The organism is Paenarthrobacter sp. TAF1, from assembly GCF_052113825.1.
Lineage (GTDB): Bacteria > Actinomycetota > Actinomycetes > Actinomycetales > Micrococcaceae > Arthrobacter > Arthrobacter nicotinovorans.
The window spans coordinates 201,912-226,057 of sequence record NZ_JBFRDO010000003.1; the positions used below are offsets into that span (position 1 = coordinate 201,912).

The 24,146-nt window shown below is 62.4% G+C and carries 24 protein-coding genes, 3 tRNA genes and 1 pseudogene; 9 read left to right on the forward strand and 19 right to left on the reverse strand.

The features are described 5' to 3' along the window. Window positions 1–108: 108 nt before the first annotated feature. The 4 genes from AB4Y81_RS05470 to AB4Y81_RS05485 all read left to right on the forward strand — a co-directional run bounded on the left by AB4Y81_RS05470 (window position 109) and on the right by AB4Y81_RS05485 (window position 1,536). A tRNA-Ile gene (locus AB4Y81_RS05470) sits at window positions 109–182 on the forward strand. Between the two features lie 47 nt (window positions 183–229). Further along, on the forward strand, window positions 230–349 hold the full coding sequence (locus tag AB4Y81_RS05475) for a DLW-39 family protein (protein WP_018778473.1): 120 nt from the start codon (window positions 230–232) through the stop codon (window positions 347–349). Window positions 350–420: 71 nt separating this feature from the next. Then, window positions 421–496 (forward strand) — tRNA-Ala (locus tag AB4Y81_RS05480). Window positions 497–612: 116 nt separating this feature from the next. After that, window positions 613–1,536 carry a DMT family transporter gene (locus AB4Y81_RS05485; RefSeq protein WP_018778471.1) on the forward strand — a complete coding sequence of 308 codons (924 nt, stop codon included), beginning with the start codon at window positions 613–615 and terminating at the stop codon, window positions 1,534–1,536. 34 nt (window positions 1,537–1,570) lie between these two features. On the opposite strand, the gene AB4Y81_RS05490 is transcribed toward AB4Y81_RS05485, so the two are convergent. Next, window positions 1,571–2,446, reverse strand: a complete 876-nt coding sequence (locus AB4Y81_RS05490) for a glycosyltransferase (protein ID WP_018778470.1) — start codon at window positions 2,444–2,446, stop codon at window positions 1,571–1,573. Window positions 2,447–2,575: 129 nt separating this feature from the next. After that, window positions 2,576–3,547 carry a hypothetical protein gene (locus tag AB4Y81_RS05495; RefSeq protein WP_018778469.1) on the reverse strand — a complete coding sequence of 324 codons (972 nt, stop codon included), beginning with the start codon at window positions 3,545–3,547 and terminating at the stop codon, window positions 2,576–2,578. A gap of 153 nt (window positions 3,548–3,700) precedes the next feature. On the opposite strand from AB4Y81_RS05495, the gene AB4Y81_RS05500 reads away from it, so the two are divergent. After that, window positions 3,701–4,243 (forward strand): peptidylprolyl isomerase, encoded by a 543-nt coding sequence (locus AB4Y81_RS05500; RefSeq protein ID WP_018778468.1) that lies wholly within the window; start codon window positions 3,701–3,703, stop codon window positions 4,241–4,243. Between the two features lie 20 nt (window positions 4,244–4,263). Further along, window positions 4,264–5,118, forward strand: coding sequence for a rhomboid family intramembrane serine protease (locus tag AB4Y81_RS05505; RefSeq protein WP_055976705.1), 855 nt, complete (start codon window positions 4,264–4,266; stop codon window positions 5,116–5,118). Between the two features lie 51 nt (window positions 5,119–5,169). Here the strand turns inward: AB4Y81_RS05505 and AB4Y81_RS05510 are convergent, their stop codons facing one another. The 7 genes from AB4Y81_RS05510 to AB4Y81_RS05540 form a co-directional block, all read right to left on the reverse strand. Further along, window positions 5,170–5,790 carry a GyrI-like domain-containing protein gene (locus tag AB4Y81_RS05510; RefSeq protein WP_189076464.1) on the reverse strand — a complete coding sequence of 207 codons (621 nt, stop codon included), beginning with the start codon at window positions 5,788–5,790 and terminating at the stop codon, window positions 5,170–5,172. Window positions 5,791–6,546: 756 nt separating this feature from the next. Next, on the reverse strand, window positions 6,547–7,146 hold the full coding sequence (locus AB4Y81_RS05515) for a DNA-3-methyladenine glycosylase I (protein WP_018778465.1): 600 nt from the start codon (window positions 7,144–7,146) through the stop codon (window positions 6,547–6,549). Window positions 7,147–7,285: 139 nt separating this feature from the next. Continuing rightward, a complete protein-coding gene (locus AB4Y81_RS05520; RefSeq protein ID WP_039238999.1) occupies window positions 7,286–8,002 on the reverse strand; it encodes an alpha-ketoglutarate-dependent dioxygenase AlkB family protein in 717 nt (238 codons plus the stop codon). Then, the gene (locus AB4Y81_RS05525) at window positions 7,999–8,628 is read right to left on the reverse strand and encodes a methylated-DNA--[protein]-cysteine S-methyltransferase (RefSeq protein WP_018778463.1); all 630 of its coding nucleotides are present in this window, start codon (window positions 8,626–8,628) and stop codon (window positions 7,999–8,001) included. The genes AB4Y81_RS05520 and AB4Y81_RS05525 overlap by 4 nt, the downstream gene beginning before the upstream one ends. Further along, window positions 8,625–9,155, reverse strand: coding sequence for an RNA polymerase sigma factor (locus AB4Y81_RS05530; protein WP_018778462.1), 531 nt, complete (start codon window positions 9,153–9,155; stop codon window positions 8,625–8,627). Before AB4Y81_RS05530 ends, AB4Y81_RS05525 begins: the two co-directional genes overlap by 4 nt. Next, window positions 9,155–9,664 (reverse strand): methylated-DNA--[protein]-cysteine S-methyltransferase, encoded by a 510-nt coding sequence (locus AB4Y81_RS05535; protein WP_039239004.1) that lies wholly within the window; start codon window positions 9,662–9,664, stop codon window positions 9,155–9,157. The genes AB4Y81_RS05530 and AB4Y81_RS05535 overlap by 1 nt, the downstream gene beginning before the upstream one ends. Window positions 9,665–9,709: 45 nt before the next feature. After that, window positions 9,710–9,964 carry a cell division protein CrgA gene (locus AB4Y81_RS05540; protein WP_018778460.1) on the reverse strand — a complete coding sequence of 85 codons (255 nt, stop codon included), beginning with the start codon at window positions 9,962–9,964 and terminating at the stop codon, window positions 9,710–9,712. Window positions 9,965–10,137: 173 nt separating this feature from the next. Here AB4Y81_RS05540 and AB4Y81_RS05545 point away from each other — a divergent pair, with 173 nt between their 5' ends. Both AB4Y81_RS05545 and AB4Y81_RS05550 read left to right on the forward strand, forming a co-directional pair. After that, window positions 10,138–10,950, forward strand: coding sequence for a class E sortase (locus tag AB4Y81_RS05545; protein ID WP_018778459.1), 813 nt, complete (start codon window positions 10,138–10,140; stop codon window positions 10,948–10,950). A 170-nt stretch (window positions 10,951–11,120) separates the two neighbouring features. Beyond that, window positions 11,121–11,762, forward strand: a complete 642-nt coding sequence (locus AB4Y81_RS05550) for an aminodeoxychorismate/anthranilate synthase component II (RefSeq protein ID WP_039239007.1) — start codon at window positions 11,121–11,123, stop codon at window positions 11,760–11,762. A 51-nt stretch (window positions 11,763–11,813) separates the two neighbouring features. Here the strand turns inward: AB4Y81_RS05550 and pknB are convergent, their stop codons facing one another. The 7 genes from pknB to AB4Y81_RS05585 are packed head-to-tail and all read right to left on the reverse strand — an operon-like array spanning window position 11,814 to window position 21,406. After that, window positions 11,814–13,724 carry a Stk1 family PASTA domain-containing Ser/Thr kinase gene (gene pknB / locus AB4Y81_RS05555; RefSeq protein WP_189076465.1) on the reverse strand — a complete coding sequence of 637 codons (1,911 nt, stop codon included), beginning with the start codon at window positions 13,722–13,724 and terminating at the stop codon, window positions 11,814–11,816. Window positions 13,725–13,730: 6 nt separating this feature from the next. Next, window positions 13,731–15,587 (reverse strand): protein kinase domain-containing protein, encoded by a 1,857-nt coding sequence (locus AB4Y81_RS05560; RefSeq protein ID WP_018778456.1) that lies wholly within the window; start codon window positions 15,585–15,587, stop codon window positions 13,731–13,733. Further along, entirely contained in the window at window positions 15,584–17,041 is a 1,458-nt protein-coding gene (locus AB4Y81_RS05565) for a penicillin-binding transpeptidase domain-containing protein (protein WP_026267267.1), read from the reverse strand. The genes AB4Y81_RS05560 and AB4Y81_RS05565 overlap by 4 nt, the downstream gene beginning before the upstream one ends. Continuing rightward, window positions 17,038–18,465: an FtsW/RodA/SpoVE family cell cycle protein gene (locus AB4Y81_RS05570; RefSeq protein ID WP_018778454.1), complete on the reverse strand. Its 1,428-nt coding sequence runs from the start codon at window positions 18,463–18,465 to the stop codon at window positions 17,038–17,040. The genes AB4Y81_RS05565 and AB4Y81_RS05570 overlap by 4 nt, the downstream gene beginning before the upstream one ends. Further along, window positions 18,462–20,168, reverse strand: coding sequence for a PP2C family protein-serine/threonine phosphatase (locus AB4Y81_RS05575; protein ID WP_189076466.1), 1,707 nt, complete (start codon window positions 20,166–20,168; stop codon window positions 18,462–18,464). The genes AB4Y81_RS05570 and AB4Y81_RS05575 overlap by 4 nt, the downstream gene beginning before the upstream one ends. Before the next feature lie 3 nt (window positions 20,169–20,171). Then, on the reverse strand, window positions 20,172–20,660 hold the full coding sequence (locus tag AB4Y81_RS05580) for an FHA domain-containing protein FhaB/FipA (RefSeq protein WP_018778452.1): 489 nt from the start codon (window positions 20,658–20,660) through the stop codon (window positions 20,172–20,174). Beyond that, window positions 20,657–21,406 (reverse strand): FhaA domain-containing protein, encoded by a 750-nt coding sequence (locus AB4Y81_RS05585; RefSeq protein WP_018778451.1) that lies wholly within the window; start codon window positions 21,404–21,406, stop codon window positions 20,657–20,659. The genes AB4Y81_RS05580 and AB4Y81_RS05585 overlap by 4 nt, the downstream gene beginning before the upstream one ends. Before the next feature lie 372 nt (window positions 21,407–21,778). Between AB4Y81_RS05585 and AB4Y81_RS05590 the strand changes: the two genes are divergently transcribed. Beyond that, window positions 21,779–21,861 (forward strand) — tRNA-Leu (locus tag AB4Y81_RS05590). Between the two features lie 66 nt (window positions 21,862–21,927). Here AB4Y81_RS05590 and AB4Y81_RS05595 read toward each other — a convergent pair. The 3 genes and pseudogenes from AB4Y81_RS05595 to AB4Y81_RS05605 all read right to left on the reverse strand — a co-directional run. Then, on the reverse strand, window positions 21,928–22,626 hold the full coding sequence (locus AB4Y81_RS05595; protein WP_189076467.1) for a FadR/GntR family transcriptional regulator: 699 nt from the start codon (window positions 22,624–22,626) through the stop codon (window positions 21,928–21,930). Between the two features lie 10 nt (window positions 22,627–22,636). Then, a complete protein-coding gene (locus tag AB4Y81_RS05600) occupies window positions 22,637–23,764 on the reverse strand; it encodes an L-talarate/galactarate dehydratase (protein WP_189076468.1) in 1,128 nt (375 codons plus the stop codon). A gap of 62 nt (window positions 23,765–23,826) precedes the next feature. Continuing rightward, window positions 23,827–24,137: pseudogene (locus AB4Y81_RS05605) on the reverse strand (MMPL family transporter); the annotation flags it as partial. Window positions 24,138–24,146: the final 9 nt, after the last annotated feature.

Below are 24,146 nucleotides of genomic sequence, written 5' to 3' on the forward strand. Positions count from 1 at the left end.
ATCCGCGGAATTTCGCCATTTTCGGCGGAAATCTTCCGCGAAATTGCCTCGATTTGAGATCGGGCCGGGAAGTGCTGTACAGTCATATCTCGGCCCGATGAGGCATCGGGGCGTATAGCTCAGGCGGTTAGAGCGCTTCGCTGATAACGAAGAGGTCCCAGGTTCAAGTCCTGGTACGCCCACGGAACCAAAACAGGTTCAGGTAAAACTGAGCCGGAATGAGGTACTTGTGAAGAAGTTGCTGATAGTTGTGGCAGCGGCAATCGCAGGTGTCCTGGTTTATAAAAAGAACCAGGAATCCGAAGCCCGGAAAGATGTCTGGAGCAAGTCAACCGATACGGTTGATTAGCCGAGGATCCCGGTTCTGAACTGGTAAAAGCCAGTCCGGAGATGGGGTATGATTGACGGGTTGCTTCTTATGGGGGCATGGCGCAATTGGTAGCGCACCTGCTTTGCAAGCAGGGGGTTCGGGGTTCGAGTCCCCGTGCCTCCACCATAAGGAAAGTCCCGGTCAGGAATGACCGGGACTTTCGCATTTAACACCAGGATCCGGAATATGATCTGGCCGGCAGCTCGAATGGACAGGGAACTCCGGCGCACTAGGGTTGGTCTGTGAACCTTCTCATCGCCGCCCTGGGAGTCCTGGGTGTTGCCTCCTCCGGACCACTGATTGCCGGGACCTTGGGTGCCACCTCGGTGACTGCACTGGCCATCGCCTTCTGGCGGAACGCCATCGGGGCTGTGGTGATGGCGGCGCCTGTAGCTATCCGGGAGCCGAGAGCGTTCGGCAGGATCACCCGGCGTGAGTTCGGCTGGTCGACGGTGGCCGCCGTCGCATTGGCATTCCACTTCGCGTGCTTCATCACCGCACTCCAGTTGACGTCCGTTGCGGCCGCTACTGCTCTGGTCTGCCTGCAGTCAGCCTGGATCGCRGTCTTCCAGATGTTCCGTGGTACCCGCCACCGCTGGCCTGTCCTGGCCGGCCTTGGCATCGCATTCGTGGGCGTTGTGGCGATCACGGGATTCGATATGGGTTCTTCCCCCGAAGCACTGCTCGGAGATCTCCTGGCCGTCGCGGGCGGGGCCCTGGCAGGTCTCTACACCCTGGCGGGCGGCAAAGCCCGGCAGTCCATGGCAACGGGAACCTACACCACGCTCTGTTACGGCATGTGCGCGGCCCTCGTGGCATTGATGGCGCTGGTCAGTGGGCAGCCGTTGTCAGGATTCGACGCCGGCGGCTGGCTGGGCATCATCGCCATCACCGTTTGTGCGCAGTTGGTGGGCCATACGGCCTTCAATCACTTGCTGGCAACGATGAGTCCCCTGCTGGTATCCATGATCATCCTGCTGGAGATCCCAGGGGCCGCCATTCTGGCAGCCATCTTCCTCAACGAAACATTGCCGCCCGGTATCTACGCCGGATTGGGACTTATACTCGCCGGCCTGGCCGTTGTGGTGGCCGGACAGAGGCGCAAGCGCCCGGGAACGGACCGCCCGGAAGCTGACCGGCGGGAAGCCGAGCTAGGCACTGACTGAAGTGCCGGCGTCGTACGTCGACGGCTTACAGGCGTTACAGACCGCCGCGGCGGACGCCCTGAGCCGAATTGGCTGTGTGGATGGCCCGCAGCAATTTGGCGGGGAAATACACGGAGAAGAACACCACCATGGGGGCTTTCAGGGCCATCTTTTTGACGTTATGTGCCTTATAGGTCCGGTCAAAGCGTTGGACGTAGTAGCGGTAGTCCCTCGGTGAGTCTTCCAGCCTGCGCGCGGACATGCCCGAGACCATCTGGGGCACGTACTGGACTTTGAGGTCGTGCTCAAAAAGGTGCAGCGAGAGGTCGATGTCCTCGTGCATCTCATCCTTCTCATCGAGGCATGCCTCGTCGCGGATGGTTTCCCAGGCAGTCCGGCGAAGGGCCATGTTGGAGCCGAACAGGAAGTGGTACTGGTGCTTGGCCAGGCGCAGCATGAGTTGGCGCATCTTGTCATCGGCCTTGAGTCCGAACCGGCGCATGGGCATGTCGTAGTACACCACCGGCCCCGTGGCAGCGGCCACGGACTTGTCAGTGAACGCCTTCTGGACCTGCTCAACCCAATCCGGTTCCAGGACAGAGTCGGCATCGATGCGGCCCACGACGTCCCCCGTAGCGCTGTTCAGGCCGTGGTTGCGTGTGGGGATGAGACCCTGCGTTGCGTCCTGCCGCAGGAGAATGATGGGGCTCTCGGGGTATTCCTGCTGCATCTGCCGCACAATCCGTGCTGTCCGGTCCGTGGACATGTTGTCCACCACGATGATCTCGTCAGCAGGGACAGACTGGTAGATGGCAGCGATGAGGCACTGGCGGATGACGCTTTCTTCGTTATACGCCGGGATGACGATGGAGACCCCGGGGGGTTCCGGGGCATCCTGGAGGGCACCCGTCAAGGGGCTATCGGCTGACATCTCTCCAAATCTAACACCCGCATCCTCGCCCCAGCCGGAGGCTTTGGTTACAAGCCGGCAAACACTGGAGGGACCCCGGCTGCTGCCGAAGTCCCTCCAGTATTGAAGCGGTGCCTATCTGAAAAGCACTTAGCTGTTTGTACCCTTGGCGTCAGCCCCGGTACCTTCGGTGTCCTTGTTCAAGCTGGCCGCGATGTTCTTCACGGCCGTCTTGGCGTCGGTTGCCACCTTGGCGGTGGAGTCCTCGACGTTCTTGAAGGCGTCCTTGGTGGCCTGCTCGGCCTCGGCTGCTGCATCTTCCGGGGTGATGTCCGTTGCACCCGGCTTGGCAGCTTCCGCAGCCGTTGCCGATGCTGCGGTGTCCGCGGGAGCCGGTGCCGGGGCGGCCGGAACCGGAGCCGGCGTGGGGGTGACCGGAGAAGGCGTCTTCCACGGATCCTCAACCGGCTTGGAAGCCTTCCAGGCGGCAACACCGGCGGCCGCAGCTGCGGCAATGACGGTGAAGATCAGCCATCCACGTTTCTTGGGCTTCGGTTCCTTGCCCAACTTCGTGGAGACGGCCTTGGTGGCCTCGTCAGCCACGGCCTTGATCTGCTTGCCGGTAGCGTGTGCCTGCTCCTGGACGCTGTGCACCACGCCTGAATCAACAAGCTTCTGCGCAACCGCGTCAACCTGTGCGGGGGCGTTCTCCAAAACGTGGTGAACGGCTACAGAGGCCTGGCCCAACTGTTCAGAGAGCTTGGGCAGGTACTCGTCCACGACTTTGTCCCGCGCAATACCCAGAGCCGGAGTGGCCTTGTTGAGCGTCTCCTGGATCCGGGGTGTTGCGTCCTCTACGACGTCGTGGATCTTCGGCGCGAGGTGCGCCAGCCCATCCTGGATCCGCGGCGTTACAACTGCCACGCCGTCGGCAAGGTTGTGCGCGGCGGACTTCAGCCCCTCTTGGATCCTGGGGGAAGCGGTGTCAATGCCGTGCTGGATGCGCGGAACAGCCCAATTGACGGCTGCTTCCACACGGGGCGCAGCCCAGTCGCGTGCGTTATCCACACCAACCGCAACGGATTGTTCGAGTTCGCGGGCAATACGGTCTGTTTTCTTCACAACTACCTCCCGATACACGTGCTCGTTTGTTGCTAGCCTACGTCGCTTGGGGAACACCGGCTATTCATCTGCCGGATTCGACCCGGATTTCACCGAGCGCGGAACCGGCTTTACAACGGCAACGGCGTTGACCCTGCATGGAAGAATGGCCCTATGACCATTGCAACTGCAAAAGCAACGATCCACACTACCCTCGGCGACATCAAGGTTGACCTCTTCGGCAACCACGCGCCCAAGACGGTAGCCAACTTCATTGGCCTGGCTACGGGCGAGAAGTCCTGGAACCACCCCGAAACGGGCGAGGACAAGACCGGAACTCCCCTGTACAACGGCACGATCTTCCACCGGATCATCAAGGATTTCATGATCCAGGGCGGCGATCCCCTGGGCCGCGGCGTCGGTGGCCCCGGCTACCAGTTCGATGACGAGATCCACCCGGAACTGACCTTCAACGCTCCGTACAAGCTGGCCATGGCAAACGCCGGCATCCAGATGGGCAAGGGCACCAACGGGTCACAGTTCTTCATCACCACGGTCAACACCGACTGGCTGTTCGGCAAGCACAGCATCTTCGGTGAAGTCACGGATGAGGAATCCCGCAAGGTTGTCGACGCCATTGAGGCTGTCCGCACCGGCATGGGCGACCGCCCCGTTGAGGACGTCGTCATCAACAGCATCGACATCGAACAGCTCTAGTCATTCACTGAGCTGAATCCATGAGTTACGGAATCCCGTCGGCAGAGCCGTCCGCTGATATTCCGGTGTGCCCGCGGCACCCGGACAGGCCCTCCTATGTGCGGTGCCAGCGCTGCGGGCGCCCCGCGTGCCCCGAGTGCCAGCGGACGGCCGCCGTCGGGTTCCAATGCGTTGACTGCGTCAACGAACAAAAACGTACGACGCCGGCGTACCGGTCCCCGTATGGCGGCGCCCTGGCCGTCGGCCGTCCTTTGGTGACGTTCACGATCATCGGGCTTTGCGTGCTGGTGTACATCCTTCAGTGGATTGTCCCCGGCGACCTGATTTTCCAAGACTTTGCGTTCGCGAATGCTTTTGCGGCCACGGAACCCTGGCGGATGTTGACCGCAGCGTTCCTGCATTCCCAGGGATTCCTGCTCCACATAGTCCTGAACATGTATACGCTGTGGATCTTCGGACAAGCCCTCGAGCCACTGCTCGGGCGGATCCGCTTCCTGGCTGTCTATCTCTTGTCTGCTGTCGGTGGCTCGATTGGCTATCTCCTGCTGACCCCTGACTACCCTCTGTCCGGCGTCGTCGGTGCCTCCGGTGCCATCTTCGGCCTCTTCGGGGCCATGCTGGTGGTTCAACGGCACCGCGGTGGCGACACCCGGCAACTGTGGATCCTGATCGCCATCAACGGCGCTATCGGATTCTTTGTCCCCAACATTGCCTGGCAGGCCCACCTGGGCGGGCTGATTACCGGTGGCCTGGCCGCAGCAGCCATCGCCTACGCGCCCCGGGGCAAGAACCAGGCCCTGCTCCAAGCCGGCGGCTTGGTCCTCGTGGCCGGCTTGCTGGCCGTGGTGACCTGGTTCCGCATTACGGCCGGCTAGCAGGCTGCCCGATGCTTGGACTGGCCCCCACGCTCGCTGCTTTTCCGACCTTCAGTCCGTAGGGCGCACGACTGGCTGCCTAAGGATTGTCCTGAGCCTGTCCGGGGCAGTACGCCGGGGATCACCGAGGTAGATCTCATGGTGCCTCCCCGCCATGGCCAGTGAATGCTCCGGTATGAACCTGTTGTGCATCTCATCCAGTACGGGGCCTTCGTCGTCGTAGGGGCCAACGTGAAGTGTCTGCACGCTCAAACCCTCTTCCAACGATTCCAGACGGAGTGCATCTACGGCAGGAGCCGCTCCCTTGTCGGCGACCGACCTGCACGCTGCCTCCATGTGTTCCTGTGTAAGCCACTCGGGAACCATGTTCATCAACGTCCATGACCAGAGTGATTTATCCCGGGCGCTGGTGAAGGAATCCATGTCTTCGGCCCACCACAGGGCTTCCAGCGGCATGACACCATAATCACGCGCGAGCTCACCCTTGCTGAAGAACTTCAGTTTGTAGGCGACCGGATAAAGGGTCGACAACGCGTCCTTGTACGCCTGGGCAGTGTTGGGGTCACCCTTGCCATCGATCATCAGGTACTGCATGGGCGGGACGGTAAGCAGGGAAAACCGTCCCTTGGTCGCACTGTAGGCAGGTATCAGTTTCTTGAGGTCGGTCTTCATGGAACCCACGCTAAGCCCACAGGCCAGGGCGTCCCACCCTGCGGCACCCGTGTTATCCACAAGCGTTATCCACACTGTGAGTAACTTACACACGTGTAGTTATCGTGTTAAGCCCTCGTTGCAGCCCCTGAAGCGCTAGATATCCCCCGAAAGGCATGGATTTCTCCACACCTGTGGATAACTATGTCCCCACCAGCCCGGAATTTGTGGACAAACAAGGCTAATTTGGGATGTCTGTGGATAAGCCTGTTAATTCCGGTGCGTGGAAGCGGCTATCAACAGGCTTATCAACAATGTTAATAACTTACACACGTGTAGTTCAGTCCGGCTTAGGGCCACTGAGGCCCGGCACGACAGCGATCCCTTTGCTGAAACCCACATGTTTTCCCCATCTGTGGATAACTTGTGGGTAGGGGGTTGTTGTTAAGTGGGTAACCGGCACGGACTCGGAAGATGCGAGGCGAGAGTCGACCGGTGCCTCCGGTGCCTCAAGGTAGTGGCCGGATTATTCCGCCAAGACGAACCAGGCAATCCTGCGACGTTGAATTTTTGGTGAAGCTTGGACCACTATCCACAGCTCGATGCACAGTGGGCATAAGTCGCAACATGGGCCGTTTGGCCCCTCCACACGCGGTGTGGCACCGATTTTGGACCTAAGTACGTGGATGTCCACAGAAGTTATCCACCCTTGTGGATAAAGTTACGCACTTCTGTGGACAGCGGCTCAGCCGCCCACAGCGAAGGTGGACGCTTCCCCTAGGTCCACACTCCAGACGTGCCGCGCCGGTGGCTGTCCACCAAATGGGTATCGATGATGCCCACTGCTTCCATCAGGGCGTACATGGTGGTGGGTCCCACGAAAGCGAAACCCTTCTTCCTCAGGGCCTTGGAGAGGGCGATTGACTCCGGCGAAGTTGTGGGGATTTCCGCCAATGTGCGGGGAGCGGGTGTGCTGTCCGGCTGGAAGGACCACACGAATTCCACCAGCCCGCCCTCCTCACGCAAGGCAATGGTGGCTTTGGCGTTCGTGATCGCGGCGTGGATCTTCAGGCGGTTCCGGACTATCCCGGCGTCGAGCATCAGGCGCTCCACGTCGGATTCCGTGAAGGCGGCCACGCTTTCCGGGTGGAAGTCCAGGAACGCCTCTCTGAAGGCCTCGCGCTTCCGGAGGATGGTGGCCCAGGAGAGGCCGGCCTGGAACGCCTCGAGGCTGATGCGTTCGTACATGCCCTGTTCATCGCGCACGGGCATGCCCCACTCGTGATCGTAGTAGGCCTGCATGAGCGGGTCCGAGGCAGCCCATGAGGGACGAGCCAAGCCGTCCGGTCCGATGATGGTGCCGTTATCCGGGGTCATGCGCACTCCTCCGCAACCATGCCGGCCCAGCGGCCGGCATGCATTTAACTGCCGGGGATATTCTTCCCGGCACCTGTGACATTAACAGCTGTCACGTCGACAGCCGGGTAGCACGGAGCCGGTTTCCACGGGTCCGGTCTTACGACAGACCCGTGACACGCATGGTGATATTGATCCGTCCACGATCGAGGCCGCAGCCCTCAGGAGCCGTATCCGGAAGGACCTTGGGGATGCCGTGATAAGCGAACCGGGAGGGCCCGCCGAAAACGAACAGATCGCCCGAACGGAGTTCCAGATCGGTGTAGGGCTTGGTCCGTGACTCGGTGTTGCCGAAACGGAAGATACACGTGTCTCCGATGCTGAGGGACACCACCGGAGCGTTGGAATGCTCGTCCTTGTCCTGGTGCATGCCCATGGCGGCTCCATCGCCGTAATAGTTCACCAGGGCGGCATCCGGTGCGTAGTCCCGGGACAGGCCAATCAAGGATTCATCGACTCCAAGGTCCGGGGAATACGCGACAGCAACGGCCTGCTTCCCCAGGCGGACCATCCACTCAGGAAAATCGAGGACGGGTTGGCCGTTCACGTCGGTCGCCGTCCGTGAATAGCGGTACGGCTGCCAATGCCATCCCAGGCAAACCGTGCGGACGGACATCTGATGCCCTCCCGGCAGAGTTGCAGCCCGCAAGGGAACGGGCCCCTGGGTCCATTCACCAAAACGCCCGACGATCCATCGTTGCTGTTCCAGGGTCAGCCAACCGGGGACGTGAACCGCACCCGGCCGCACCAGGCGTGGACCGGCGTCGTGGTTTTCCGGTTGAACCAGCTCCAGCGGGAACAGGGCGTCGTCGCTCACGCCGCGGCCTCCAGCGTGAGCAATGCGCGTTTGGCTTCAGGACCTCCAAGGTAGCCACCGAAGCTGCCGTCGGATTTGACCACCCGATGGCAGGGAACGATCACGGGAAGCGGGTTGGTGGCGCAGGCGGTGCCCACGGCACGGACGGCGTTGGGGCTGCCGGCCGCCTGGGCCACCTGTGCATAACTCGCCGTGTTGCCGTACGGAATCCGGGGCAGGTGACGGAGGACGTTGAGCCGGAAACCGCGGGATAACCGGAAATCGAGGATGAGGTCGAAGTCGCGGCGTGTACCGGCGAAATACTCTTCGAGTTCCCGGGCAGCGTCGTCGAGGCGCGTGGGCGCTTCCAGAATGCGGGGGCTGACCGTGTCCGCCAGCAACTGCAGGACGGAGTCATGGTTTTCCAATTCGAAGGCTACCCGGATGATTCCGCGGTCCGTGGCTGCCAAGAGGAGCTTCCCCACCGGTGAATCGACGGTTCGGTAGGCGATGTCCAGGGTGTGGGTCAGTTGTGCGTCGAGGGCCAGACGGGCATGGAGGTCCGCGAGGGCGGGCCCAAGGGCAACGTCCAGTGGTTCCAGGAGTGACAACACCTCGGTGTGCCCGGGGCTGGGGTCGAGGGTCATTGCACTTCACCTTTCGACGATGAATGGACCAGCGGAACGGGGGTGTGGACGGCTGCCCGGAGCGCCTTCACGCCATCTGCTCCGGCCCGGCGTGCGGCCTCCGGGGAACTGCCCAGAAGGGCGCCGATCTCTTTGTAAGGCAGCCCGGCGAGGTAGTGGTACGCCACGGCCTGGCGCTGCTTCGAGGGCAACTTGGCGACGGCGTCGAGAAGCTCGGTGTCCCGTTCGCCCGGAAGGCCCAGGCGGGTTGGTTGTTCCGGCGGTTGTTCCACAGGTAATGCCCGGCGCGCACCGGCCCGCAGATGGTCAATGCACTTCCGGTGGGCGATGGTCACCAGCCAGGCTTCCACGTTGGCCCCCACGGGAAGATCGGGATAGGCCTGGAGAGCCGCCAGGAACGTGTCCGACCAGGCGTCGTCGGCATCGTGGACGCCGAGAATTGCACGGCAAACACGAAGCACTGTCGCCCCGCGTTCCCGAACAACTGCTTCGAACGGTTTCTTGCTGGCCGCCTGTCCGTCTTCCATCAGAAGAGCTTGCCCTCTCTTACGGAATCCGGTTCTTCCAGTTCCAGGAGGAAGCGCTTGTTGCGAAGCCCGCCGGCATAGCCGGTCAGTTGCCCCTTCCGGCCCACTACCCGGTGGCAGGGGATGATGATGCTGATGGGATTACGGCCGACAGCCGAACCAACTGCCTGCGCCAGGTGGGGATCACCCAGTTCCTGGGCCAATTCCCCATAGCTGACCGTTTCCCCGAAAGGAATGGTCTCGAGGCGTGCCCAGACCTTCTCCTGGAAGGGATTTCCGCGTGCCTCGAACGGCACGTTGAATTCGGTGCGTTGACCGGCCAGGTATTCGGAGAGCTCGCTCCGGGTGCGGGAGAACACCGGGTCCTCGATGGTGGTGGGCTCTCCGAAATAGTCGGGCGGAGGCATATGCCAGTGGCCTTCGTAAAATATGCCCGTCAAAAACTCCCCGCGGGCTGTCAGCGTCAACTGACCCAACGGGGAGTCCAACGTGGTGTGCCGGTTGCTCATATCCTGTAGACGCCAGCAAGCACTGGAATGTGAGGTCCGGAATTCCTAGGAGCGCCAGCGCGTGGTCATGAGGAACCCGACAATTGCAATGCCGAAGCCGGCCACGATGTTCCAGGATGCCCAGTCGCGGACCGGGAACTGCCCTTCAGTGATGTAGAAGGTGATGATCCACAGGAGGCCGAGGATCATCAATCCAAACATGACGGCCTTGTACCAAACCGGGTTGGGCTTGTACTGCTGCGTGGCCGAAGTCTGTGGGGCCTGGCGGGCAGGCCGCTTGCGGGGCTTGGACTCGGGCACGGATCCTCCTGGACTGTTCGGTTGATACCCGTCCCTGCCGGCCTTGATATCCTGCAGGAAGGAAATTTCCAGCGGTTAACGGCCACACGGCGTTCCGGGTTGGTTCTAGCTGTCAAGTCTAGCCGCAACTCGGGATACGCCCGCGACGCCCGCGCCCTATATGAGGAGACCCTGTGGCGCACCAGCAGACGACGGCGGCATCAGCCGTGCCGTCCGCCAGCCCGGGGCAGGAACGGCGGCCCCGAAAGCGTCGACGGGCCTCGGATGTTATCCGTAAAATCAGCCAGATCTTCGGCGAACTCCTCATCACAGCCGGGATAGTCCTGCTGCTGTTCGTTGGCTGGGAATTGTGGTGGACAAACGTGGAAGCCGATGCCAAGCAAACGGAAGCGGTGAAGAGCTTCGCCCAGGAATTCACCGGCCCGGTAGCTCCGGCGGCGCCGGTGGGTCCGGTGGACTATGGCCCTCCCGTGGTGGGCAAGGCTCCCGGCAACGGCGGAACCATCGGGATCATGTACATCCCCCGCTTCGGCCAGGACTACACCCGCCCCATCATTGAAGGCACGGGCTCGGACGTCCTGGACACCTTGGGATTGGGCCACTACGGAACCACCAGCATGCCTGGAGCTCCCGGCAATTTTGCGGTGGCCGGCCACAGGCAAACGCACGGTGCGGTCCTGGACAACATCCACACGTTGGTTCCCGGTGACAAGATCTACGTCCAAACCGCGGATGGCTACTACACCTACGTGTTCCGCAACAATCAGATTGTCCTGCCGGACCGTACCGACGTGCTGATGCCCGTGCCTACCCAACCGGGGGCAACCCCCACGGAAAGTTTCCTCACCATGACCAGCTGCAATCCCCGCTTTGGTGCACAGGAACGCATCATCGCGTACTCAGTGCTGGATGGTTGGCAACCTGCCTCGGCAGGGCCGCCGTCGGAAATAGCCGCCCAAGTAGCCCGCGCCCACGGAAAGGGGTAGCAGATGTACGCATGGATTTTCCGGAACTTGCCCGGTCCGCTATGGGTACGGATCCTGACCTCACTGGTACTGGTGGGTGTGGCCCTTGTCTTGATGGTCGAGTTCCTCTTCCCCTGGTTTTCCCAATTCACCACATTGACTGACTCAACGATTGGTTTAGTGCAGCAGCCATGAGCACAACAAAGATTTTGGTAATAGATAACTACGACAGCTTCGTCTACACACTGGTGGGCTACCTTCAGGAACTGGGTGCGGAAACAACGGTCGTCCGTAACGACGACGTCACCCTTGCCGAGGCCATCGAACTGGCCGCAACGCGGGACGGCGTATTGGTTTCCCCCGGGCCCGGGACCCCTGCAGAAGCCGGCGTGTGCATTGAGCTGATCAAGTGGTGCGGTGAGGCCTCCAAACCCATGTTCGGTGTCTGCTTGGGACACCAGGCCCTCGCTGAGGCCTACGGCGGAGTGGTGACCCACGCGCCGGAACTCATGCACGGCAAGACATCACCCGTGCGGCATGAAGGCAAAAGCGTCTTCGTCGGCCTGCCCTCGCCCGTCACGGCAACGCGGTACCACTCACTGGCGGCGGTTCGTGACTCCATACCGGACGTCCTGGAGGTCACAGCGGAGACGACGAACGGTGTAGTGATGGGTCTTCAACACAGGACCGCTCCCCTGTGCGGTGTCCAGTTCCACCCGGAATCAGTGCTCACCGAGGGTGGGTACCAGATGTTGGGGAACTGGCTCGAATCCCTGGGCATGGCCGGTGCCGCCGAACGTGCCTCCAAGCTGAGCCCGCTCATTAAGCAATAACTGCCGGTAAAGACTTTCCCGGCGGGACGGTGGATCCGCCCAGGCAGCAGGCTATTTCTTGGTTGTCGTCGGCGTAGGCTTCGGCGTAGGCGTGTCCGTTGTGGGTGTTGGAGTGGGGGTCGGGGTCGGGACAGGCGCGGGAGCCTTCGCAACAGTAACGGTGACCAACTTGCCCTGATCTACCTCGCTGTTGAATACCTCGCTTTGTGCCGTGACCTTGCCCGGATCCACCTGCGAGTTTTCCTGTTCCACTACCTGCATGGTCAAGCCGTTGGCCTTCAGCGCCGCTTCGGCCTCCGCCACAGGCAGGCCAATGAGTTGGGGCATCAGGACCTTGCCCGATGAGATCTGCAGCTCCACCTTTGAGGACGTAGCTATGGGTCCGCCCGGCGCCGGGGCTGTGCTGATCACCTGGCCCATGGGTACCGTCGGGCTGTGCGTCCGGACACTGGTGATGGTGCCCGTGATACCAAGTTCCCGCAGGGCGTCGGTCGCGTTTGCTTCCGTGCGGCCCACGATATCCGCCGGTATGGTCACCGAACTCGGACCGCTGGAGACCTTGAGGATCACTTCGCCGTCCTGGGGCACCTTGGCGCCCGCTGCGGGCGAGGTGCCAATGGCCATGTCCTTGGCCACAGTATCGCTTGGCTCGCGTACGGATTTCGGTACCAGCTTGAGCGAGTAGAGCTTCTGGATCGCTTGGGATTCCGACATGTTGGCCACCACCGGAACCTCGATCTGTGCAGGTTCGGCCGGCTTGGCGTTCATGAGGTTGTAGAGCCAGAACCCGCCGCCGGCCAGTACCAGGATAGTGAAGATCACCAGGGTGGAGATCCACGCTCGACGCCGGGACTTCTGCTGGGCGGGCCGCTCACGTTCCGCTGGGAGGCCCAAAGGAAGGGGTTCCTCGTGCTCGTGGTCCAAGGTCTCGTCCTTGAACTGGTCCACGTCCAAAAGCCCCACGGCGGTAGTGCTCAAGAGCTGCGTGGCGGGATCTTCCTGTTCCACGAGGTCGTTGGGATCTGTGGGGGCTTCGCTTGCCGGGAGTGCAGGCACGGGAATGCCATTGCTGGCTGCCCGGAGGGCCCGACGGAAGGCCGCTGCGTCCTGGAAGCGGTCAGTACGGTTTTTCTGCAGTGCCTTGACCAAAACGGAATCCAGCGCATCTGTGATATCCGGGTTGTGGGTGCTGGGCAGTTCCGGGGTTTCCCGGACGTGCTGGTAGGCGACGGACACCGGGCTGTCACCAACGAACGGCGGCCTGCTGGTCAGCAGTTCGTACAGGAGGCATCCAGCCGAGTAGAGGTCGCTGCGGGCGTCCACGGTTTCGCCCCGGGCTTGTTCCGGGGAAAGGTACTGCGCGGTGCCAACGACTGCCTGTGTTTGGGTCATGGTGGCCGCGGAATCTGCCATGGCCCGGGCGATTCCGAAGTCCATGACTTTGACGTCGCCGGTATCCGCACACACCATGACATTGGCCGGCTTGATATCCCGGTGCACAATCCCTGCCCGGTGGCTGTACTCCAGGGCTGAGAGGACACCCAGCGTGTAGCCGACGGAGTCCTCTACGCCCAGTTCCTTCGCCTTGATCATGTCCCTCAGGGTGCGGCCCGAGACGAACTCCATGACGATGTACGGAACGCGGACATCCTCTCCGGGCCCACCTGGAACGGAATATTCTCCGGTATCGAAAATAGCCACGATGGAGGGGTGGTTAAGCGCCGCGACGGCTTGGGCTTCACGCTTGAAACGGGCCTGGAACTGGGGATCGCGGGCAAGGTCGGCACGCAGGACCTTTACGGCGATGGTTCGGCCCAGGAGGGTATCTGTTCCCTTGTAGACGTCAGCCATGCCGCCACGACCGATCAACTCACCGAGTTCGTAGCGTCCATTGAGGATGCGCTGTGAAGACACAGGTGTGCTCTCCTCTCGATGCGCGGGGCCGGGACGTGGCGTAGACATGGTGGCTTAGCGGCCTGTGGGGGACGCAGAGCTGGACGGCTTGGGGTTGCCGCTGGGAGTGACCGGATCCGTAGGGATGAGCTCCTTGGACAGGTAGTAGGTCACCGTGGACCCTGCGGGTACCTCGGTGCCGGCGGCAGGCGAGGAACGCACGAACGTGTTCGGGCCCTGGCTGATGCTTCCGTTGACGTCCTCGCCCCTCACGTACTTAAGCCCTGCCCCCTGCAGGGCGCCCTGGACCTGGGTTTCGGAGACTCCCTGACCGATGTTCGGGACCGCAACCATTTCGGGTCCCTTTGAGTAGGTCACCGTGATGGTGGTCCCCGGGTCAACAGGACCTGTGGGGTTGAGGCTGAGAACCGTCCCGGGTGTTGCCGGATCGAAGACCTCCTGGCCGTTGACGCCGAGGCCGAGGGAACGCAGCTTGGCACTGACCGTCTCGAACGGCTGTCCTTGGAATTCCTCCGGGATGATGTTGATCTTCTGCGGCGTCGACTGGGTGGGCGACGGTGCTTCAGAGGTTTCCGTAGGCGTAGGCGTCGGCGAGGACGACGTCGATGAGGACGACGGGCTGGCAGAACGGCTCGGGCTCGCGGAAGTGGACTGGCTCGGCGAAGGGGTGGGCGAGAAGAATCCCGACTGGGAAATCAGGAAACCGACCAGCGCGAACAAGACCAGGAGGATCAACGCAACAAGGGGCCACGTCCAGGGGCTGCGCTTCTTGCGTTCCGGTTCCTGATCGTCGTAACGTTCGTCATCGCTGTAGATGACTTCTTCGTCGTCGTTCAGTTGCCGTTCCGCCTCGAGGGCGTTGGCTCGTGTCAGTGGGTTGTCCGCGGATGCCGCAGCGGCTCCCACAGCAGCTCCGGCGGCGCCGGCGCCCAGCACCGGAAGTGCGGAGGTCGCCGTCGAGGATTGCTCCTTGCCGTAAGGTGAGGCGACGACGCCGGTGGGTGCCGTTGCGGTGTCGACCGGCGCAGTGATGGGGCCGGTTGAGTCTTCGAACAACAGCATTCCCGGCACAGCGGCATGAGCCGTGGCGATGTCGCCGTTACGGATGGCTTCAGCTGCTTCGGCAAGCTTGATGGCGTTGGCCGGCCGGTTCTTGGGGTCCTTGGCAAGCATGGACATCAAGAGGGCACGCACGGGCGTAGGCAGCGTCTCCGGCAGGGGCGGCGGTGCGTCATTGACCTGCGCCAAGGCGATGGCGATCTGCGATTCCCCGGAGAACGGACGGTGACCTGTGAGGCATTCGTAGCCGATGACACCCAGGGAGTAGATATCCGAGGACCCGGTGGCTGTCTGGCCGGTTGCCTGCTCAGGTGCCAGGTACTGGGCGGTGCCCATGACCTGGCCGGTCTGCGTCAGCGGAACCTGGTCCGCCAGGCGGGCGATGCCGAAGTCGGTGACCTTTACCCGGTTGTCCGGTGTGATGAGCAGGTTGCCGGGCTTGATATCGCGGTGAACCAGGCCTTGCGCGTGGGCCACGGCAAGGGCCCGGGCTGTCTGGGCAATGATGGAGAGCGTCATGTCCGGGGACAGCACCTGTTCGCGCTCCAGGATGCCGCTCAGGGGGTGGCCCGGCACGAGCTCCATCACCAGGTATGCCGAGCCGGCTTCCTCGCCGTAATCGAACACGTTGGCGATGCCCACGTGGTTGAGGAGGGCGGTGTGGCGCGCTTCGGCACGGAAGCGCTGCAGGAAGCCGGGGTCACCCGTGTATTCCTCCTTGAGCACCTTGATGGCCACGATCCGGCCAAGGATCTGGTCCTTGGCCTTCCAGACCTCGCCCATGCCGCCAATCGCAATGCGACTGGTCAGCTGGAACCTGCCGCCGAGTGTGATTCCCGAAGTAGGCCTCACTTATTCAACACCGCCTCAAAAATCTTCTTTGCGTTCGGACTGGTTAGCTGGGCACCGCTGAGCACGTCCACACGTTCCATGACAATGGTGACGGCTACTTGCGGGTCGTTTGCCGGGGCGAACCCGGTAAACCATGAGTTGTTCAAACCTGAATCACCGAGTTCCGCCGTGCCGGTCTTGCCGGCCACCTTGATGCCGGGAACGGCTGCGCCCTTGGCAATGCCGTTGTCCACTGCGCTGGTCATCCATTCGGTGATCTGGCCGGCGATCGGCTGCGTGGTGCTGGTGCGGAGTGCTTCAGGCTTTGTTTCGCTGATGACGCGCAGGTCAGGAGCACGTACTGTCTGCACCAGGTTCGGCTTCATCTGCACGCCGCCGTTTGCGATGGCTGCCGTCATCATGTTGATCTGCAGCGGAGTAGCTTTGACGTCGCGCTGGCCCACGGACGACTGGGCGAGCTGTGCCTGGTCCAGGTCCCTGGGGAAGACGCTCTTGGCCTGCTGAAGCTTGAGCTGATCTCCGAAGGTTTCACCGAAACCGAATTTCTCGGCCTGCTCACGAATGGCGTCCTGGCCGAGGTCCAGGGCAATGCTCGCAAACGGCGTGTTGCAGGACTGCTCCAGGGCAAAGGCGAACGACGCCGTCTCCCGGACGTTGCAGTTGCCCCCGGCATAGTTGGGAAGGCTGGCATTGGAACCGGGAAGCGGGAGGCTGCTCGGGTTCGGCAGCTCACTGTCCTTGTTGTACTTGCCCGAGTTCAACGCCGCGGCCGTGTCAATGAGCTTGAAAACCGAGCCGGGAGAGAGCAGGTTTCCGGTGGGACCGCTGACGTTCTGGTTCAGGTTGATACCCGGGATCTGGTTCAGCTGGGCCATGTTCGCCTCTGCAGCGGCAGTGTCGTGGGTGGCAATCAGGTTGGGGTCGTAGGACGGCTTGGAGACCATCGCCAGGATGGCTCCCGTCTTCGGGTTGGTGACCACGATGGAACCCCGCTGGCCGTCCGGAATGAGGTCGTAGGCCAGCTTCTGGATGGCAGGATCAAGGGTCAGCTCCACAGAAGCGCCCTTGGGTTCCTTGCCCAGGAACATCTGGCTGATGCGGTCCAGGAACAACTGGTCCGAGTTACCCGCCAGGGTTTCCCCCATTGACTGCTCCAGCCCGGTGGATCCGAAGCCCCTCGAGAAGAAGCCGGTGACGCCCGCATAAAGCTCCGGCTGGGGGTACGAACGCTGGAAGGCGCAGGACTCGGTTCCGGGGACGGACTCTGCCACCGGTTTCCCGCCAACGATGATGGCACCGCGTTCGTTGCAGAACGTGGCGAGGATGGCGCGCTGGTTCCAGGGATTGGCGTTGAGGTCGTCCGCGCCAATGACCTGGACGTAGCTGATGGCGCCGAAAATCAACGCGAACATGGCGACGGCGGCCATCCACGAGCTGCGAATCGCTTGGTTCATTGATGCTTCACCGCCTCAGTTGGTGCGCTTGGTGTCTGGCCTGTTGGAGTCTTGACTGTCCCGTGGGAGCTGGTGGTCGGGGGTTTGTTGACCATGGGTGTGGTGTCAACCGGTCCGCGGGCCGTATTGGAGATCATGAGCAGCAGCCCGACGATGATCCAGTTGGCCAGCAGGGATGAACCCCCGGCGGCCAGGAACGGGGTGGTCAGGCCGGTCAACGGGATGAGCCGGGTGACGCCGCCGATGACCACGAAGCACTGCAGTGCGATCGCGAAGGACAAGCCGCACGCCAGGAGCTTTCCGAAGGCGTCGCGCGTTCCCAGGGCTGCGCGGAAACCGCGGGTGAAGAGCAGCAAATAGAGCATCACCACGGCGAAAAGGCCGATCAGGCCCAGTTCTTCGCCGATGAGCGCCACGATCATGTCGCTGTTTGCGAACGGAACCAGGTCCGGGCGGCCCTGTCCCAGTCCTGTTCCCACCAGGCCGCCGTCGGCCATGCCGAACAGGCCTTGGACGATCTGTCCACTCCCGCCGGGAGACCTGCCGAAGACCTCCGGGGTGAAGGCGTTGATCCAGCTGTCGATCCTGAACGCGACGTGGGAGAAGATCTTCGATGCGATGAAACCGCCGCCGAGGATCAGGGCCAGGCCAATAACGACCCAGGAGATACGGCTGGTGGCCACGTAGATCATCACGATAAAGAGGCCGAAGAAGAGGACGGACGATCCGAGGTCGCGCTGGAAGACCAGGACACCGATGCTCACCAGCCAGGCGGTGATCATCGGACCCAGGTCCTTGAAGCGGGGGAACTGCATGGGACCGATCTTCCGGCCGGCCAGGAGGATGAGGTCCCGGTTGGACGACAGATAACCCGCGAAGAATATGGCCAGGGTGATCTTGGCGATTTCACCAGGCTGGAAAGTCATGGGGCCGATGCGGATCCAGACGCTGGCACCGAGCACCTCACCGGCGGAGATGCCGGGCACCAGAGGAAGAATCAGCAGCAATGCACTGGCCGCCAACGAGATGTAGGTGAAGCGGCGCAGGATGCGGTGGTCCTTGAGGAACCAGATCACGGCGATGGAAACGGCCATGGCAATCAGCGTCCACCGGAGCTGGTTGTTGCCGGTGTCGTCGCCAGGGCCGTCCATGCGGTGGATCAGGGCCAGGCCCAATCCATTCAGGGCCACCACGATGGGAAGTATTACCGGATCGGCATATTTAGCGCGGAGACGGAGCACCACGTGGAATGCAAAGGCGGCTACGGCGAGCAGGCTCGATTGGAACCAGAAGTCGCTGTCCAGTCCCAGATCCGAGTTGAGGCTGACCAGTGCGCTGGCGCCGATTCCAACGGCAAGTGCCAGCACGATGAGCAGAAGCTCGACGTTCCGGCGGGGCTTGGGGGCGGTTTCAGTCTGGATCATTTTGCCCCCTCACAGGGAGTCGGAACGGGAGATGGCGTGGGGCTGGCAACGGCTGCCGTGCTGGGTACCGGCACTGTGGCCGTAGCCGACGGCGACGGCGACGGCGTGGGAGTCGCCGTGCCGGTTGGCGTCGGGCTGGGGCAATTGGCCGAGGCGCTGCCGTACTGTTTCAGGTTTTCCACGATGAGCTGGGCGTCGTCGAGGTCCCCGGCAGGAACGGTCTGGCGAACGCTCTGCTGGCCATATTCAGGCAAGGAATCCACCCTGACATCGGTTACGGCTTCCAGCCGGGAAAGCTGAATTGGGCCGAGCCTTTGCGAGATGCCGTTGAAGATGGCAACACGCTGATCGTATTCACCCACGTAATAGCGTGTCTGGGTCCAGGCGTAGCCAAGCCACAGGCCGACCACGACGCCCAGAACCAGGAATGCGGCGACGGCGGGCATCAACCAGCGGATGCGGCGTCGTGGCGGCTCTTCGGCCTCCGCGCGGTCCTGCTCTGCTTTGTGCGTCAGGACTGTGGCAGCGCGACGGGCCACCGTGCGGCCGGCAACGGTAGGAATGGAGCCTGTTTCAGCAGCCGTTGCCGCGGCGCCAACGAGCTCATGGGGGCGGCTGGCCAGTTCCTCGCGCAGGACTTCGGCTGACAGATGCTCACCGAGGTGGGGATCGGTGGTCGCCGGCGGTTCGGTGGAGGAATCCGAAGTCCCGGACGTTTCGTCCGCCTCGTCCGACTCCTTCGTCCTGGTGCCGTCGTCGGAAGCCGATCCTGCGTCCGGCTTCCGGTCAGCTTCCGACTTCGAGGCGCCCTTAGCCGCATCTCCGGACGGCACCTCATCGGGGGACTTGGTGGCCGTCACCGCTTCAGGCTCATCGACGGCGGCAAGCGCAGCGGCCGGTACGACGTCGACGGCGGCCGTGTTGACGTCGTCGACCGTCTCCTCGACGATTTCCAACATGACAACCGTGACGTTGTCCGGGGCGCCCGCTTCGAGCGTGAGGTCTACGAGGATCTCGGCGCATTCGCGAAGGTCCTTGGTCTCGCGGACCATGCGCTCCACGACGTGCCCTGCTACGTAGTTCAGGCCATCAGAGCACAGCAGCCAGCGTTCGCCGGGTTCGACGTCCAGGACGTCCAAGTCCAGCTCAGGGCTCGCGTCAACGTCGCCAAGCACGCGCATTAGGACGTTTTTATGGGGATGGGTCTCGGCTTCCTCCGGACGGAGGCGTCCCTCATCGATCAGGCGCTGGACGAACGTGTGGTCCACGCTGATCTGCTCGAACTTCTTGTTGCGCAGGCGGTAAGCGCGGGAATCGCCGATATGCGCGAAGTGGAGCTTGCGGTCCTCAAGGAGCAACGCCGTGACCGTCGTACCCATGCCTGACAGCTTGGGATTCTGGTGGACGAGCTCTGAGAGCAGTGAATTGGCGGTTTGGATCTCGTCCGCCAGGACGGTGTCGGCGCCTTCAGGGTAGTCGTCATGATCCAGGTGGATCATGTCCAGGACCGTCGAAGCGGAGGCGACATCGCCGCCCGCGTGCCCGCCCATGCCGTCGGCGACCACAGCGAGATGGCGGCCCACATAAGCGGAGTCGTCATTCTTGGAGCGGATCCGGCCGACGTCGGAACGGGCCGCGTAGCGCATGATCAGCGGGCGCTCCGCGGGCTTTTCCTTGTCCTCGGGGGTCTCAGAAGAGGCCATGGACTATGGCCTCAATTCAATGACCGTCTTGCCGATTCTCACGGGGACACCGAGCTCCACCGGCAACGCACGAGTGAGCTGCTGATCGGCCAGGTAGGTGCCGTTCGTAGAGCCGAGGTCCTCAATGAACCATCGGCTGCCCTGCGGGAACAGACGCGCATGCCGGCCGGAGGCGTAGTCATCCTCCAGGACCAGGGTGGCTTCCTGCGCGCGTCCGAGCAGGATGGGGCTGGCCGCCAGGGGAACCGTGGTGCCCTTGAGGGGACCCTCGGTGACCACCAGGTTGCGGGCATGCTGGATGGCCGGCGGCGGTGTGGCAGCCAGTTCAGGATGCTTGCGGACTTCACGTGCCGTAGGAACACCGGTCACTGCCTTGCGTCCGATCTGGAAGTCGCGACGCATGGTGGACACAATGCTGAAGATCAGGACCCACAGCAACAGGAGGAAGCCGAAACGAAGCGCTGTTATGGTCAGTTCGCTGACATCGTTCACGCGTGGCCACCCGGGGTCTGGGGGAGGAGGCGGAAAATAATCTTGGTACGTCCCATCGTGATGGTTGAGCCGTCTGTGAGCTCCACGCTGCCGTTTACCTTATGTCCGTTGACGTAACTGCCATTCGTGGAGCCGAGGTCAACTGCCCACGTGCTCCCGTTCTCGGTGCGTACCTCAAGATGCTTCCGTGAAACCCCGGTGTCGTCCACCAGGATGTCGGCCTCGGAAGAGCGGCCGAGCACCACGCTGGCCGCATTGAGGGAGTATCGCTGACCGCTGATGTCCAGGACAGGCTGGAGGCGAATTGGCTGCCGTGCGGGGGCTGCGGGAACGTTGGCCCGCGGAGGCTGCGGAGCAGGAGCTGCGTCGCCGGAGGACTTTTCGGTCCGGGAAGCGATCTCGAAGTGGCCGGCCCGTTCCTCGTCATTGCGACGGAACGAGATCCTGACCGCGCCTTGGAGCGTATAGCCCTGGCTGCGAACGTGTTGGATAACGACGTCGCACAGTTCCTCAGCGAGGGGCGTTCCCCATTCCTGGGCCCGGGCGAAGTCCTCATCGCTGAGCAGGACATCAAAAACGTTGGGAGCAAGCGTGCGTCCGGCGGCGATGGTGATGGACTGATTGTCCAGTTCCCGCCTCAGCTTGCTCGCGATCTCCACTGGCTCAACCCGTGCCCGCGACCCCGTGGAGAAGACGTTGCGGACGGCCTTTTCAATGCCGCGCTCGACTTTGTCCAGCAAACCCATGTTCCTTCTCCTTTCCTTGCCGCGGCACCTGCTGTGCCTGTCCGATAGTCCTGCAATTGGTCCGACTGTGCACACACCAAAGTGCGCGCCCCACGGCCCTTCCTCTTCCCGATACTACTGGGACTGACTGGGAATGACCTTAATCCACAACGCCTTGCGCCACGGAAAAGTTCGACGGCGGCCCTTGCTGGCGGGGCTCGCAGGGGTTGAAAATCCCTTGAAGTTCTGCGGTTTCCAGGCCGTCCACCGCCTTTCCGGAGGGTGCCTCCCAGCCCGATTGGTGTTTTGCTCCGGATGTCCGTTATGCTTGATCTCGCTGCTTTTGAAGGAAACGAAGCTGGGAGACCAGCGAAGTCCGGAAAAAGAAGTTGCGCGCGAGTGGCGGAACGGCAGACGCGCTGGCTTCAGGTGCCAGTATCCGAAAGGGTGTGGGGGTTCAAATCCCCCCTCGCGCACGCAATCGAAAGAGCCCCGGTCTTAGGACCGGGGCTCTTTTGTTTTGTGGTCAGCCCCGCGCGAGGCTAGCTGCGGCCGGAACCTGCCAGCCGGCGTCGTGAGTTGCTGAGGTGAAGGCGCATGGCTGCCGCGGCAGCAACGGGATCGCCGTCCGCGATTGCTGCGTAGATAGAGGAATGCTCGTGGACCACTTGATCGAAGCGTTCGCGGGTTTCCCGGTCATCCCCGCCGACGAGGCGTGGGCGGGGCATAGTGATCATGGTCTGGCCGAGGGCGGCGATGCAGTCTGTATAAAAGGGGTTGCCTGAAGCCGCAGCCACAGCACGATGGAACTCGAAATCAGCTTTCATGGCGTGCGCCGGATGCGAAACGTTCGCAGTGAATTGTTCCAAGGCACCGTGGACGGCCTTGAGTTGTCGTTCGCTGTGGTTCCGGGCAGCAAGGGCAGCTGCCTCTGCTTCGACGCCGATCCGGAAGTCGAGCATCTGCAGCCGTTCTTCCATGCTGGACACAGGCCGGGTTCCCGGTGCCTGGGTCGGACCTTCGGCGGGCGGAGTCAGGGCAAAGCTGCCCCGCCCACGTTCGGTTTCCACAAGGCCTTCGGCCTGCAGCCGCGTCAATGCGGAGCGGACCACGGTTCGGCTCACCCCGAATTCGCTGATGAGGGTGTTCTCGCTGGGGAGCTTCTCGCCCGGTTGGATGACGCCGTCGACAATGCGGTTGCGGAGGTCGGCGGCGAGATCCGCAGTCAGGTTTCGGCTCATGCGTTCCAGATTACGCGCCGAACTCCACGGTTTCGGTGGTCCACGCACGGGCCTGTTCGCTCAACGTGACGCCGAGTCCGGGACGGTCCGGGACGATCATGCGACCGTTCTTCGTCTCCAGCCGCTCCTCGAACAGCGGGTCCAGCCAATCGAAGTGTTCCACCCACGGCTCGCGCGGGTAGGCGGCGGCCAGGTGGAGGTGGATCTCCATGGCAAAGTGCGGTGCCAGGCCAAGACCTCTTTCATCGGCCAGTGCCGCCAGGCGCAGGAACTGGGTAATGCCTCCGACGCGCGGCGCGTCCGGCTGGATGATGTCGCAGCCGTTGGCGTTGATGAGGCCCTTGTGCTCGGCGACAGAGGCAAGCATCTCACCGGTGGCGATAGGCGTGTCCAGGAGCTGTGCGAGGTGGGCGTGGCCCTCGAAGTCATAGGCATCGAGTGGTTCTTCGATCCAGATGAGGTTGAATTCCTCCAGTTGGCGGCCCATCCGCAGCGCCGTTGCCCGGTCCCACTGTTGGTTCGCGTCGACCATGAGCGGAACGTCCCAGCCAATGTGTTCGCGGACTCCCGCCACGCGGCGGAGGTCTTCTTTGGAGTCGGGCAGGCCCACCTTGATCTTGATGCCGCCGATGCCGTCGTCGATTGACTGCGTGGCGCGTTCCTTGACCTCTGCCAGGGTGGCGTTGAGGAAGCCGCCGGAGGTGTTGTAGGTCTGGACGGAATCACGGTAGGACCCCAGCAGCTTGGCCAGCGGGAGTCCGGCGCGCTTGGCTTTGAGGTCGTAGAGGGCAATGTCTATCGCGGCGAGAGCCTGCGTCGCCACGCCTGACCTTCCCACCGAGGCGCCGGCCCAGAGGAGCTTGGTGTAGATCTTGCCGATGTCGTTGGGGTCCTCGCCAATGATGCCCTCCGCGACCTCCTTGGCGTGGGCGTACTGGGCCGGCCCGCCGGCGCGCTTGGAGTAGCTGAAACCGAGGCCGCGGTGTCCCTGCTCCGTGGTGATCTCGGCGAAGAGGAACACTACTTCCGTCATCGGCTTCTGCCTGCCGGTGAAGACCTTGGCGTCGCTGATGGGAACGCTGAGCGGCAGTCGCGCCGTGGACAGTTTGACGTGGCGGATGAGGTCTACGGTACTCACTGGGTCTCCTAAGGGGCGGGGCATCCTTGCCTACTACTTAAGATACAAGCTGAGTACTTGTATTACAAGAAGCTATCCTCGCCCGCTCCCCGAAGAGTCCCGGGATCCTTATGCACCAGTTCGCTGGTCCGGGAATCGTCAGTCGGTTTGCGGACGCGGGTACCTTCCAGGTCGACGTCCGGCAGGATCTTTGCGATGCCAGCAAGCAGCCACCAGGCCTTCTCCCCGAGCAGGTACATGATGGCGTGGGGTAACGGTCATTCGAACGATGAAAGCGTCCACAAGAACTCCGAAGGCCATGGCGAAGCCTAGTGGTCGCACCATGGTCACGTGAGAGAAAGATGAAGCCTGCGAAGACGCTAACCATGATGATGAGAGGTTG